The 13,733-nt window shown below is 35.7% G+C and carries 11 protein-coding genes; 6 read left to right on the forward strand and 5 right to left on the reverse strand.

All coding sequences use genetic code 11. The annotated features are described in order from the left end of the window. Positions 1 to 13 precede the first annotated feature (13 nt). Positions 14 to 589, forward strand: a complete 576-nt coding sequence (locus F4V57_RS02535; RefSeq protein WP_070068619.1) for a TetR/AcrR family transcriptional regulator — start codon at positions 14 to 16, stop codon at positions 587 to 589. A gap of 438 nt (positions 590 to 1,027) precedes the next feature. Further along, positions 1,028 to 1,681: a DUF3313 domain-containing protein gene (locus F4V57_RS02540; RefSeq protein WP_070068618.1), complete on the forward strand. Its 654-nt coding sequence runs from the start codon at positions 1,028 to 1,030 to the stop codon at positions 1,679 to 1,681. A 232-nt stretch (positions 1,682 to 1,913) separates the two neighbouring features. Here the strand turns inward: F4V57_RS02540 and F4V57_RS15045 are convergent, their stop codons facing one another. The 5 genes from F4V57_RS15045 to F4V57_RS02565 form a co-directional block, all read right to left on the reverse strand. Further along, positions 1,914 to 3,425, reverse strand: coding sequence for an amino acid ABC transporter permease/ATP-binding protein (locus F4V57_RS15045; RefSeq protein ID WP_070068617.1), 1,512 nt, complete (start codon positions 3,423 to 3,425; stop codon positions 1,914 to 1,916). A gap of 164 nt (positions 3,426 to 3,589) precedes the next feature. Continuing rightward, complete coding sequence (gene argE / locus F4V57_RS02550; RefSeq protein ID WP_070068616.1) at positions 3,590 to 4,726, reverse strand: acetylornithine deacetylase; 1,137 nt, start codon at positions 4,724 to 4,726, stop codon at positions 3,590 to 3,592. Next, positions 4,726 to 5,697, reverse strand: coding sequence for a LysR family transcriptional regulator (locus F4V57_RS02555; RefSeq protein ID WP_070068615.1), 972 nt, complete (start codon positions 5,695 to 5,697; stop codon positions 4,726 to 4,728). Before F4V57_RS02555 ends, argE begins: the two co-directional genes overlap by 1 nt. Positions 5,698 to 5,725: 28 nt before the next feature. Then, entirely contained in the window at positions 5,726 to 6,400 is a 675-nt protein-coding gene (locus F4V57_RS02560; RefSeq protein WP_070068614.1) for a DUF1028 domain-containing protein, read from the reverse strand. Positions 6,401 to 6,416: 16 nt separating this feature from the next. Next, positions 6,417 to 6,830, reverse strand: coding sequence for a RidA family protein (locus tag F4V57_RS02565; RefSeq protein WP_070068613.1), 414 nt, complete (start codon positions 6,828 to 6,830; stop codon positions 6,417 to 6,419). 283 nt (positions 6,831 to 7,113) lie between these two features. Between F4V57_RS02565 and F4V57_RS02570 the strand changes: the two genes are divergently transcribed. From F4V57_RS02570 to F4V57_RS02585, 4 genes are all read left to right on the forward strand, one after another. Then, the gene (locus F4V57_RS02570) at positions 7,114 to 8,361 is read left to right on the forward strand and encodes a flavin-containing monooxygenase (RefSeq protein ID WP_228268217.1); all 1,248 of its coding nucleotides are present in this window, start codon (positions 7,114 to 7,116) and stop codon (positions 8,359 to 8,361) included. A gap of 199 nt (positions 8,362 to 8,560) precedes the next feature. Then, on the forward strand, positions 8,561 to 9,712 hold the full coding sequence (locus tag F4V57_RS02575) for a hypothetical protein (RefSeq protein ID WP_070068612.1): 1,152 nt from the start codon (positions 8,561 to 8,563) through the stop codon (positions 9,710 to 9,712). 161 nt (positions 9,713 to 9,873) lie between these two features. Then, positions 9,874 to 11,991 carry a TonB-dependent siderophore receptor gene (locus F4V57_RS02580; RefSeq protein ID WP_227515648.1) on the forward strand — a complete coding sequence of 706 codons (2,118 nt, stop codon included), beginning with the start codon at positions 9,874 to 9,876 and terminating at the stop codon, positions 11,989 to 11,991. Positions 11,992 to 12,176: 185 nt separating this feature from the next. After that, positions 12,177 to 13,469 carry an acyl-CoA dehydrogenase family protein gene (locus F4V57_RS02585; protein ID WP_070068611.1) on the forward strand — a complete coding sequence of 431 codons (1,293 nt, stop codon included), beginning with the start codon at positions 12,177 to 12,179 and terminating at the stop codon, positions 13,467 to 13,469. The last annotated feature ends 264 nt before the right edge of the window (positions 13,470 to 13,733 follow it).

Below are 13,733 nucleotides of genomic sequence, written 5' to 3' on the forward strand. Positions count from 1 at the left end.
TTGATATGCCTAAATGAAAAATACCTTTCGTTCTGAACAATCCCGTAATTTGATTATTCAATCTGCATTAACCATTATCGCGCGTGATGGCGCATCAAAACTTACATTTGATGCTATTGCAAAGGAAAGTGGAATAAGTAAGGGAAGATTAACACATCATTTTAAGAATAAAGAAGAAATTATAAAGGCGTTACTGGAACATCAAGTTACCTATTTTAGTGATCACCACCAACAACATCTAAAAGAACTTGGAGATCATCACAAAGAAGCCAATTTGGTAGCTCAAATTTCTACTTTATATGAAATATACAGTAAACCAGATCCCATTGCTTTTGCCATTCTGGGCGCATTAATGGAAAATCCAATGCTTCTTGCACCTAGCTTAGAAAAGGATTCAAAAATTATTCAGGAGATTAGAGCAGAAGCTGAAGATCCAGAACTTGCAATTCTAAGATGGATGGCGGCTAGAGGACTTGCAATTTTTTCTTTATTGGGTGGTCGTATTATTTCTGACGAAGAGAGTGAAAAATTATTTGATCGCTTAAAAGATAATACGCAGTGGGAAAGATTAAAACATACAGATAATTAATCTTAGAGCAATTCTTTAATGATGATATAAGACTTTAAGAATGAATAGATTATCTCACATAACTTTTATGATAATAGTTCAGTTATTACCATAAAAGTTATTAACTATGCAAATGTAAAATAACCCTGATGATAAAATTATCTAAAAATCAAACTCATTGTGCTTTAAGTCATACCTAGCGAATCGAGTAATTTACATAAGATCTATGCAAAAATTCATATAAAAGCTTTGGAAGCTTATGTTGATAAAATGTTTGTAATCTAAAAAAGATTTTTTAAAACTAAAAATTTTGTGATGTAGACAGTAACTTCTGAGATAGATATGGCTAAAATTTTATATAAAAACAGACTAGACGGTTTGTTTTTTAGGTGATAATGTACACTTATTGTCTAGTTTGTACAAAGATCATTTTAATTTTTTATTGTAGAGTGGTGATATATGAAAAAGTCTAATCAAGTTTTGTTAATCTGTTTACTTGTAAGTTTAATCACAGCATGTGCTAGTATAAAACCAGTGGCATATCGCGATCTTGCCTCATCTCAACATTTGATTGAGAATCATAATAAAAAACAATACAAAGAACCGTATATTTATAAAACAAATGTAAATTGGAAATCGTATAATCGAGCTATTATTGCACCAGTAACAATTTATCAAGGATCAGACCACCAATTACAGGATTTAAATCAACAACAACAACAGGAACTTGCTCAATATATGCATCAACAATTTGAAAAGGCGTTATCAAGTCGCTTTCAGATTACTTCCGGACTTGAACCAGAAACATTGCTAATAAAATTAACACTTACAGGCGCAACAAAAACAAATACTTTTTTGGGTCCTATAACTAAATTTGATATTGGTGGTTCGCTTTATAATGGCGTACAAAGTATCAGAGGAAGAGAGGGGGCATTTATGGGATCGGTAATGTATGTGGTAGAAATATACGATGCACAAACTCAGAAATTAATTGAAGCAAAAGTGGTAAAACAATATCCAAATTCATATAATATTGGTGCAAGCGTTGGTGCTTTAAAAGCCGCAAAAGTTGGAATAGAAAAAGGAGCAGAAGAACTCGCTCATGACTTTTAAATGTTAGATCAGTCGATTTTCTATGTTGGTTGAGCGGGGTTCTTTGATAAATAAGCTTCAATTATACTCAACAGGTTTTAAATCAATCATATAATAATGTTTCGTGATGAAATATTTCTTGGTGGATTCCTTACAGAATATTCCATCACTGTATTATGCACGGTTAGCAATTTATTTTGCTTTATTTATATTGATTACAGAACAGAGTAAATTGCAAAGTAATCATGTTCAATCAATGTTTCTGGATAAAATTTTGTAGACGACTATTTTCCGATTGTAATAACTTTTCTGGGCTGTCATCAGCGACGACATAACCATTTTCCATAAAGACCACACGATCTGATACTTTAAAGGCAAAATTCATTTCATGCGTAACAATGATCATGGTTAAACCTTCATCAGCCAGTTCCTCAATCACTTTAAGTACTTCGTTGACCAATTCGGGATCAAGAGCAGAGGTTGGTTCGTCAAATAGAATAACAGATGGATGCATTGCCAAGGCACGGGCGATAGCAACGCGTTGTTGTTGTCCTCCGGATAACTGATGTGGGTATTTATTGGCATGTTGCTTCATTCCCACTTTTTCTAACATGGCAAGTGCAGTGACTTTGTTGGCTAAGGATGTATCCAGTCGATGATATTGTGGTGCCAGCATGACATTTTCTAAAATAGTCTTATGTGGAAAAAGATTGAAGCTTTGAAATACCATGCCCACATGAATAATCTGTGATTTATATGATGCAGAGTCATCTGTAAGATTTTGATCTTTTAAAAATGGATGACCTAATAGATTTACTGTACCACGATTTAATTTTTCTAAACCGTTTAGTGTACGAATAAAGGTCGTTTTTCCTGATCCAGATGGCCCAATAATAGAAATTACTTCTCCCCATTTGACATTTAAATTAATGCCTTTTAAGACATCATGATCACCATAGGATTTATGAATGTCGATTGCTTCAAGTGCATATTGACCTTGTTGCTCTGCGACAATTTGCTTGCGTTTTGAGATAGATGCACTGGAAATATCTGCCAGAATAGGATCATCTTCCCGAAGTAATCCTAGATTTTTACGTGTTACATCCATACGTTTTTCAATCCAGCTCATCAGCCAGCCAAATACGGTAACAATTAAAACATAATAAAAAGCTACAGCCAGCATGGTTTCCATGACTAGAAAATTCTGGGTATATAATCGTTGACCAACCAATAAAATTTCGGTCAGGGAAATTACCGAAACCAAAGAAGTTAATTTGACAATAGTGACATATTCATTGCCCAATGTCGGTAAGGCGATTCGTAATGCTTGTGGAATAACGATCAACCGTTGGATGCCTGTGTACTTTAATCCCAGTGCTTTGCCTGCTTCAATTTGACCTTTGGTGATTGAATTCAGACCACCTCGATGAATTTCGGCAATATATGCAGCTTCACTTAAAGTCATTGCTAGTAAGCCGGAAATAAATGGAGAGGCAAGCAAAACGCTGCTTGATGGATAAATTTGTGGCAAATTAAAAATAAATACCAATAATACCAGCAAAGGCAGGCTTCTAAAGAACCAGATATACAAACTGCTACTTGTTGAGATAACTTTAAATCTTGATTGTTTTGCTAATGCCAGTACAAAACCAAAAACAATACCCAAAATCCACACCAGAACACTGAGTTCAATGACTGTAAGTGTGGCATTCCAAAAATCATGATTAGTTAATAAACTGAATGCGTAAGTCCAATTGAACTCCATTCCAACCTCCAGAATCTATAAATTTTTTGCTTATTATTTTTATAGCGGATTTGGATTTAATAAGTAATTTCTAAATCGTGATGCAGTTATATGGAAAATATGAATCTAAAAAACCTGAGCAGAAAACATACTGTTCAGGTTGTACTAAAATAAAATTTAAACTTTTACTGCAAAGTTTGTAATAACTTCTGTAAAAATTGATCACATTGTAGCAATTGATCTATTTCCACAAATTCATCCGGTTTGTGTGCAACATTAATTGAACCAGGGCCACAGACCAAAACAGGGCATTGCAATTGATTGGCAAATAGTCCGCCTTCTGTTCCAAATGAAATTTTACCGGTCTGGGTCTGCTCTGGTAATAAGGATTGGATAAATTTCACTGCCTGAATGGTTGGCGAAGTCATTAATCCTGGATATTGATTAATTTCTTCAATATAAATAAATTTTTTAAAAGCATTTAAAGCTGGATGTTGTTGAATGCTTTGTTGAATTTGCTTAGTGTCATCCTGTGCAATATTACGAATTTCATAATCTATAATGCACTCGTTGGGAACAATATTTAATGCTTTACCTCCTTGTATTTTACCGATATGAAGTGTTGTATACGGTACATCATAATCGGTATCCTGCGCTCCGATTTGAGAAATTTGCTTTTGCATTTCCGTCATTGAGTTAATCAGCGCATTGGCAACATGAATGGCATTCGTAAATTGTGGCGCAAGCGCAGAATGTCCTTCTTGTCCTGTGCACATGGCCTGAAATACGGCTTTACCTTTATGTCCGGTGGCAATTTGCATAGAAGTTGGTTCACCAATAATGCAGCAAATTGGTGCAATCATGTATTCCGATAGGTGTTGTAAAATATTGCGTACGCCGATACAGCCAATTTCCTCATCATAGGATAAACACAGATGTAACGGTTTACGAAGATTTTTTTGACTGGCCTGTAGCAAGATTTCAATGGCGCAGGCAATAAAGCCTTTCATGTCTGCTGCACCTCGGCCATAGATTTTTTGGTCTTTTTCAAGTGCAAGGAATGGATCACTATGCCAGTTTTGACCTGCAACAGGGACTACGTCAGTATGTCCTGACAACAGAATACCAGGAATATCTTTTGGACCTGTAGTCGCAAATAAACAAGCTTTATTTTTATCCTGATTAAAATTTAATTTGACTTCAATATCGTGGCTTTCAAAAAGTTGTTTAATATAATTGATTAATTCAAGATTACTTTTGCAGGATGTGGTATCAAAGGCAATTAATTGCTTTAGGCGTTCGACACTGTGCAGGTCAGACATTATTCATCTTCCTTTGTACGGATATGTGGATCATAAAAATGTGGTGCTCCCATACCCGGAATGTATTGATCGGAAATAAATGCTCGGCAACGACTGATAAATGCCTGAGCAACGGTGTTTAGAACCACATTTTTTGCTGTGGCCAAACCAATATGCATTGGTCTTTGATCGCCTGAGATACGTACGCGTACCAGACGTTTGCCATCTAAGGAATAATTAATTTTTGGCCTGACATTTAAAATGCTATAGCCAATATTATTGGCAACCATGGCACGAATAACTTCGGAATTTTTTGAAGTCTTAACAATCTTTGGATTAAGATTCTTGCTTTTAAACAGCGAAATAAAGTAATCATTACTGTATGGCATATCTAGTAATACCATTGGATACTCTGCTAATTCTTCCATAGTAACGGCTGACGCATGAGCAAGTGGATGTTCTTCACTAAATAATGCATAAGGTGGTAAACAAGCCAATGATTCAAAATGAATAAAATTTTCATCAATATTCAAATCGTAGGTGAGTACCACATCCAGAACATTACGTAATAATCCACTGATCAGCACCTCTTGATCCCCTTCACACAAATCCAGTTCAACATTTTTGTATAAATTACTGAAGCCATGAATGATTTCGGCATATAACATAGGGGCAAAAGCCGTAAAACAGCCAAGTTTTAATGGGCCACGTATTGATCCTGAAAAATTGGCTGCCAGTGAATATAAACTGCCTGCCTGTGCCAGAATACACTGGCATTCTTTCATGACCTGTTCTCCAACATTGGTTAGAATTAGCCCTTTAGCGTGTTGCCGAATGAATAACTGGACTTGAAGTTCTGATTCAATATGCGCAATGGCAGCAGAAATAGAAGGAGATGAAACATGAATTTTTTCAGATGCAATAATGATGCTGCCACTTTCTGCAGTGGCAACAAAATATTCCATTTGACGTAGCGAAATGCGATTTAACACGGTTTAATGATTCCATTTAAGGTTGTAACTAGGGATCCCCCGGAACACCATAACTTGGAGAAGATGAAGGATTTAGTGCGCGTAGAACATAGTCTTCAACTTGTGGTTTGTAGATTTTCCAGATACTATAGAGTTCTGCAATGGGATCTTTATCTGTCCAGTCTACACGTAAATCCACAATAGGCCACGGGACTTTGTCAACGACCAGTAAACCTGCTGAATGCACATTACCTGCTTCACCTCCGGCAGTCAGCCCTGCTTGCATGGCCAGCAACAAGCGTTCGGCCAGACAGCCTTGGCTTTGTTCAAAAGCCAAACACATGGCTTTGGGGACTTCAGGATTAGCAAGCAGATTACCTGCACATGCTACATCCTGTCCGATATGTGATTGATAAACCCCCAGTGTTTTTTCACCACTATATGTTGCAGCTTGACCTTGCGTATTGAGTACAAGAAGTTGACGATATTCAATGAAATCTGTATCGGACACCAGTTCCTGAATAGCAGCATCTGGAGCAACATCATATTTAATTAAATCAAGTAAAATCTGGGCTAAATGTGGGTCCGTAATATTTTGACTACTTGCCACACCTACGCCTGCCCGGGCACGTATACAACGTGCAGCCACAGCAGGGGATGATGAGCTTACGGCAGCGCCCATTTGACCGGTAGTTTTGCAACGTGCCACAATGGAAAATGTCATACACTTCTCCTTATGATTAATCGGGAATCACCGCAGTCGCATCAATTTCAACCAGCCACTCCGGACGGGCCAATGCAGAAACTACAATTCCTGTAGATACTGGAAAAACACCTTTTAACCATTTGCCGACCACACGGTAAACTTCTTCACGGTAACGTGGATCAATAATATAAATAGTAATTTTGCAAATATCTTCTAATTCACCACCAGCTTCTTTAAGTAGCATATCAATATTGTACATTGCCTGTTCGGCTTGACCTTTTGCATCACCAATACAGACATTTTCTGATGTATCAAGATTTTGACCAATCTGACCACGTAAAAAAACTGTACGTCCACGTGCGACAACTGCCTGACATAGATCATTATCAAGATTTTGTTCAGGATAAGTTTTTTTGGTATTGAATGTACGAATACGAGTGTGTTTCATGTTGCTATCCTTTGTTTCATTACGCTTTCTAGTATGCGGATAGTCGATCACAAGACAATTTCTATTTTCCTTGCTTCTAATTCAGATAATCCGTATTAGAGATTAAAAAATTTCTCGTATGACGATTAGTTTTTTTTGATTCATTTCTTTTGGATATGTGATTTTCATTTTTTTAAACAAGTTTCTAAGATCAAAACAACATATTACGGGCTGCTCTGTTTTATCGCATTCATGTTTGCAATGCATGCCTAAATCGTATAAATCAATCAGGAATTCAGGACTAATGATGAATTTACCAGAACAAATCGATACAGTGATTATAGGTGGTGGACAAGCGGGTATCGCCATGAGTGAACATCTTGGCAATTTGCACATTCCACATATTATATTGGAAAAAGCCAGAATTGCAGAAGCTTGGCGTAGCAGACGCTGGGATTCTTTGGTGGCAAATGGCCCTTGCTGGCATGATCGTTTTCCAAATTTAGCGTTTTCTGCTGATCCACAAAGTTTTGTACATCATGATCAGGTTGCAGATTATTTTGAAACGTATGCCAAACAAATCCATGCACCAGTCTATACCGGAGTAGAAGTTTTAAAAGTGACAAAAAAACCACATGCGTTGGGTTATATTCTGCAAACATCACAAGGCACAATAGAGGCACAACGATTGGTGATTGCAACAGGGCCTTTTCAAAAAGCAGTTATTCCTGCAATTGCACCAAAATCTGACACATTATATCAAATACATTCTGATCAATATAAAAATCCTCAGCAACTACCAGAGGGGAATGTGCTAGTGATTGGTGCAGGTTCTTCAGGAATACAAATTGCGGATGAACTAAATCGTGCGGGGAAAAAAGTATTTTTATCTGTAGGTAAACATGAACGTCCACCACGTCGTTATCGGGATCGGGATAATGTTTGGTGGTTAGGTGTGTTGGGCGGATGGGAAGCCGAAAAACCGGATAATGGTCCTCTCAAAGGGTTTGCTGTGAGTGGCGCACATGGCGGTCATACAGTTGATTTTAAAAAATTGGCAAATCAAGGGATTACTTTAGTTGGGATGACCAAGGCATTTACGGATAGCAAAGTCAGTTTTCAGGCAGATTTGGCAGACAATATTCATCAAGGTGAAGAAAATTATCTCAAACTTTTGGATGAGGCTGATGCATTTATTACCAATAGTGGGCTTGATTTACCAGAAGATCCTCAGGCACGCATTATTTTGGAAGATCCTGAATGTGTGAAAAATCTCATCACTGAGCTTGATCTAGTTAATGAAGATATTCAAAGCATTATCTGGGCATCTGGTTTTGGCTATGATTATGATTGGCTTGAACTTGATATATTTGATGAAAATCATCGACCTAAGCATAAGCAGGGAATTACCTCTGAGGCTGGAGTTTACTTTTTAGGCTTACCTTACTTAACTGGTCGAGGTTCCAGTTTTATTTGGGGAGTATGGCATGACGCCAAACATATTGCTGAACATATCAATATCAAACGTAAATATTTAGCTTATACAGATTAGATGCTGATTAGAAACAAGACGACATGCTTTGTGTAACCTCAAAAAATAGCATCTTTATATAGACCTGAAATCATCAATGTTTCAGATAAATTTTTAAATTTTATCAAGTCAATAGGCTTAATTACGGGAATATTCTATGCAAGATAAATATTGGAATTAATCTTGCATAGGAACAGAGTCTTTTTGGAGGATTTATAATATGCAACATCGTACATGCAACACGTTATTTGTAGCAATCCTAGCATTTGGTAGTCTAAGCACAACTGCACAAGCAGGTGCTTTAACTATTGGGGATGAAACTACAGATAAAGGCGCGTTAACATTATCAGGTTTTTTACGTGCAAAATACCAGGATAAAAGTTGGTCAGACAATGATCATAAATTAACATTTGATGCGGCTAAAGTTAATCTTGATTATAAATCACCAAAGTTTTTTGGACACATTGAATATCGTTGTTATCAGTTTGATAAATTATGTGATTTTTCATCGTTAGTTGATGGTTATGTGGGGTACAACATCAATAAAACCGATAATTTAACCTTGGGTTTACAACCTGTACCATTTGGTCCAAGTCGTTTCTGGGAAAGTAACTGGTATGGCGGTATTGTAACGCAGTTTGGTTTGGAAGATGTACATAATTTAGGCGTGAAATATCATTTCCAACCTTTTAATGCTACAGACGTTGATCTGGCATACTTTGCCAAAGATGGCGGTAAATATGGTTCAAGTTCTGATGCCAGCCGTTATACCGCAAATTATGTAGAATCATTAGACGAAAAAAATATGTGGATTGCCCGTATTTCTAAAGATTTAAAACTATCTGAAGATGGAAAACTTAATGCTAAAGTCGGTGGTTCTTATTGGTACTCAGATATTGATAATAAGGTAAATAACCTGACAGGGGATCGTAAAGCTTGGGCTTTATTTTCTACTATTTCCTATGACAATCTAGCATTGACGTTGACAGGTGGTAAAAATAAAGTCAACAATAAAGATACAACCAGCCCAGATATTTCAACCATGGGATCTTTTAAGGATTATTATGATGTTGCTAATAAAGGAACTTTTTATACTGCAGATGTAAGTTATGCTTTTAAAAATGTTGGTAATATTGGAACAATTACACCTTATGCCATGTATAGTACCTACAAAAAAGATACCGAAGGATTTAAAGATTCAACCCGTAGTATTCTGGGCGTTTCTGTAGATCATAAACAGCTTACTTTTGTTGCGGAATATATTATGGGTAAAAATGACTTTAATATTGGTGGTACATCTGCATCTTACGGGGCGGGTGATGATAATGGCAACAACCATTTGTTAAACTTGCAAGTACTTTATAATTTTTAACTAAACCTTTGTTTTAATATGAGTCAGCAAAAAATATGTTCTGCTGACTTTTTATTGTAAAAATATTTTTGCTTAATAAAAATTTCTAAACTAGGCATTTCTAAAATAATTTTATTGTTATAATATAACGTTTCTTTTTTATGGGCTTTTGGGGAATCTGAATGCTGTTGTGTATGCGACCAGTAGGTTTTTTTTATGTAGGTATGATCATTTCAACCATATCTTCCTTATCGTTTGCTGAACAGATTCGTCAGCTTGAAACTCTGGTGATTAACACAACAGATCAACCTATGGGTTATCAGAATAAATCCTCAGAAACCGCCACAAAATTTCAACTTGATGAATTAAAAACTCCGCAGAACATACAAACAGTAAATGCAAATTTATTGCGTGATCGAGATGTACAACGTGTCAGTGATGTTATTGGTTTAGTCAGTGGTGTGTCAGCACTTAATCCCATGGGCGGGCTTTGGGACAATTATTCCATACGTGGTTTTAATACTGATCAAACTCTCGGAGCATCTGGTTTAAGAAATGGTATTAATGCAAACTTGGGCATGAGTGCTGCACGTGACATGGTGAATATTGATAGTATTGAATTCTTAAAAGGACCTGAAGCAGCCATGTATGGTGCAGGTGATCCTGGTGGTACCTTAAATGTCATTACCAAAAAACCATCATTTAGCCCTGAACATCAAATTTCCTTACGAGCAGGCACTTACGATCAATATCGTATTGCACTAGATAGCAGTAATGCAATAACAGATCATCTGGCTTATCGTCTGGGAATCGCCTATGAAAATAATCATAGTTTCAGAGATTATGTTAAAAATGATCGATTGTTTATTGCGCCACAATTCACCTGGCAAATTAATGATCAAACACAACTGGATTATGATAGTGAATATTCATTAACCAATAATTTGTTTGATCGGGGAGTACTTGCCGTTAATCAACAGTTAGGGCAGATTCCTAAATCCAGATTTTTGGGTGAACCCAAAGATGGTTTAATGAATATGAATGATTATTTACAGCAAATTCGTATAAAGCATCAAATGGATAATGGTTGGAACAGTGAAAGTACAATAAACTTCAAACATAATAGTTGGCAGGGTTATTCAACCGAAGCATGGAAGTTAAAACAAAATGATAATTTAAATCGGGAACGCCGTTACCGTCAATACGCTACAACAAGTTATTTATTTCAGCAAGACTTAACTGGTGAGCTAAATACAGGAAATATTCAGCATAAACTTTATATTGGTGCAACTGCAAGTACACTCAAAGTTGATAATGATTTACACAGATATCGAAAAGATGGTGTAAATGAACAAAATCTAATAAATATTGATTATCCAGTTTATGGTATTGATTTACCTACAGTTGCACCTACATATCGGACCATTGAACATCAAAATAATCTGGCGTTAACTTTAAGTGACTATATGACCCTTAATGATGAATGGTCAGTTTTACTTGGTGGACGTTTTGATTATTATCAGCAAAAATATCAAGAATTCATTCAGTCTATATCTGGCCGTCAAAATATTTATCATTTTAGTCCAAAATTTGCCATTAATTATTCTCCCAATAATCAATGGTCAATATTTATGAATGTCGGTCAATCATTTCATTTAAATTCAGGATTAGATATTCAGAATCATGCATTTGATCCAGAAAAAGCATGGACGTATGAATTAGGAAGTAAATGGAAACTCTGGGATGATCGTGTAACCGCAACAACATCAATTTTTCATATTACCAAACAAAATGTTTTAACAACCAATCCAATAGATAGTGCGTATATGATCACGGCTGGCGAAGAAAAAAGTCGTGGTTTTGAATTTGATTTGGCTGCTCAGCCCATTGAGGATTTAAATCTACGCTTAGCTTATAGTTATACCGATGCTTATGTAAGTAAATCAGATAATAATTCAGGTATTCCTGTTGGGGCTAGATTATTAAATAGTGCAAAACACAGTGCAAATTTATTTGCTATGTATGATTTTTGGCAAAAAGATGACCGAAAACTTGGGGTAGGTGGAAATATTCAATATATTTCTGCCAGAGCAGGAAATATTGCTGATGATGGATTTGAATTACCATCGTATACTTTACTGAATTTAAATGCATATTATCAATTAAATCCAGAATTACGTTTTCAATTTACATTAAATAATGTATTAAATAAAACTTATTATACCTCTAGCCTAAAAGATGTTTGGGTTACACCGGGTAATCCTAGAGAAGTTTTTCTTTCAATAGATTATAAATTTTAAGTCTATTATACTCACCCAAAGTAATTGTATAAATTACTTTGGGTATATTATTTGATAGATGCTATTTATAAAATTCAAAAATTATTATCATTTATTATTCTATGGTTATCATTATTTATTTTTTCAACATATCTTTACTTGAGATAGGATGATGATCAAGACAAATTTTATTATGGATCTAATAAGTGAGTAATTTAAATATTACACTTGAATCAAGTGAATTAGCCTATAAATCTGATGATCAAGCTACACAAATTCATCAAGTCTGGGGAGAACCACCTTCATCAAGGTACGAGGCTTTAGCTAAGAATTTCCGACCAATATTTAAAAAAATTAAAGCACATGCTTTACAACGAGAAATTGAACATACTTTGCCTATTGAACAAATCCAATGGTTAAAAGATGCTGGTTTTACTCGATTACGCTTACCCAAACGCTATGGCGGATTTGAAGCAACCATCCCGGAAGTATTTGCTTTATTAGTGGAACTGGCAGAAGCAGACTCGAACTTACCACAAGTTTTGCGTATACATTTTGGTTTTACAGAAGATATTTTAATTTCTCAGGACGAAGCATTTAAACAACGCTGGTTAGAACGATTTGAGCAAGGGCAAACCATAGGAAGTGCGTGGTCTGAGGGTGGAAATGAATCTATAGATCAGTTTCAGACACATTTATTTCTGGATTCAGAACAAAAATTAAGAGTTAAAGGAAAAAAATATTATACAACAGGCAGTTTATATGCGGATTGGACTGAAGTCGGCATTACTGATTTGGAAGGAAATTCGGGTTCAGTTATTGTATCAACAAAGGCTGAAGGTGTAGAAATTATCGATGACTGGAATGGTTTTGGGCAACAACTTACCGCTAGCGGAACAGCTATATTTGATGATGTTTTGGTCGATCCAAAAGAAGTTTTAATTGATGATAATCGCTTTAAATATTCTGCTGCATTTTATCAATTGATTCAATTGGCAATTATTACAGGAATTGCCAGAGCAGCGACTTATGATGTATCACAGGCTGTTGCTCATAGAACACGTAATTATTCTCATGCTAATACTTCATTGGTTTTAAATGATCCACAAATCTTGCAAATTGTAGGACAGGTGCGCAGTGCTGCGTATACTTCAGGCGTTTTAATAGAAAAAGTTGCGCAAAGTTTACAGCGTACTTATTTGGCAGCATTGCAACATAATTTGAATTATGAACAAGATCAAAATGCAATTGCCGAGCTGGAAAGTGCTCAAGCACAGGTTATTATTACAGATTTGGTTTTAAATGCGACAACGATTTTATTCGATGCTTTAGGTGCTTCAGCTTCTGATAAAAAATTAGGATTGGATCGTTATTGGCGTAATGTACGCACATTATCATCGCATAATCCGAGAGTGTTTAAACAGCGAATTATTGGTGACTTTAGTGTCAATGGGACATTACCACCATATCAATGGCGTATTGGCCAGACTAAGCAATAAACATCATCATAAGTATCAGAATGATTTAGTAGTATTTCTTAAAAGCTCAATATTTATTGAGCTTTTAATTTATATGCGTAAAGTTTTACTAAAGAAATTGCAGTAAGTATTTGATTAATAAAGGGTTATTTATTGTTATTTCGTATAATCCCACATTATGTTACTTGCCACGTCATTGTTACAACTCAACATATTTGTGATACAGATATGTTGAGTTGTCAATGATGTTAAAATAGGCAAGTAACACCAGAGGCATTTAACATC

The organism is Acinetobacter qingfengensis (genome assembly GCF_008693185.1).
In the GTDB taxonomy this organism is placed as follows: Bacteria; Pseudomonadota; Gammaproteobacteria; order Pseudomonadales; family Moraxellaceae; genus Acinetobacter; species Acinetobacter qingfengensis.

Bases quoted from the DNA above. Each gene is read 5' to 3' on its own strand.
- F4V57_RS02540 (WP_070068618.1), top strand. From the start codon at position 1,028: ATGAAAAAGTCTAATCAAGTTTTGTTAATCTGTTTACTTGTAAGTTTA.
- argE (WP_070068616.1), bottom strand. From the start codon at position 4,726: ATGTCTGACCTGCACAGTGTCGAACGCCTAAAGCAATTAATTGCCTTT.
- F4V57_RS02580 (WP_227515648.1), top strand. From the start codon at position 9,874: ATGCTGTTGTGTATGCGACCAGTAGGTTTTTTTTATGTAGGTATGATC.
- F4V57_RS02575 (WP_070068612.1), top strand. From the start codon at position 8,561: ATGCAACATCGTACATGCAACACGTTATTTGTAGCAATCCTAGCATTT.
- F4V57_RS02570 (WP_228268217.1), top strand. From the start codon at position 7,114: ATGATGAATTTACCAGAACAAATCGATACAGTGATTATAGGTGGTGGA.
- F4V57_RS15045 (WP_070068617.1), bottom strand. From the start codon at position 3,425: ATGGAGTTCAATTGGACTTACGCATTCAGTTTATTAACTAATCATGAT.
- F4V57_RS02565 (WP_070068613.1), bottom strand. From the start codon at position 6,830: ATGAAACACACTCGTATTCGTACATTCAATACCAAAAAAACTTATCCT.
- F4V57_RS02535 (WP_070068619.1), top strand. From the start codon at position 14: ATGAAAAATACCTTTCGTTCTGAACAATCCCGTAATTTGATTATTCAA.
- F4V57_RS02560 (WP_070068614.1), bottom strand. From the start codon at position 6,400: ATGACATTTTCCATTGTGGCACGTTGCAAAACTACCGGTCAAATGGGC.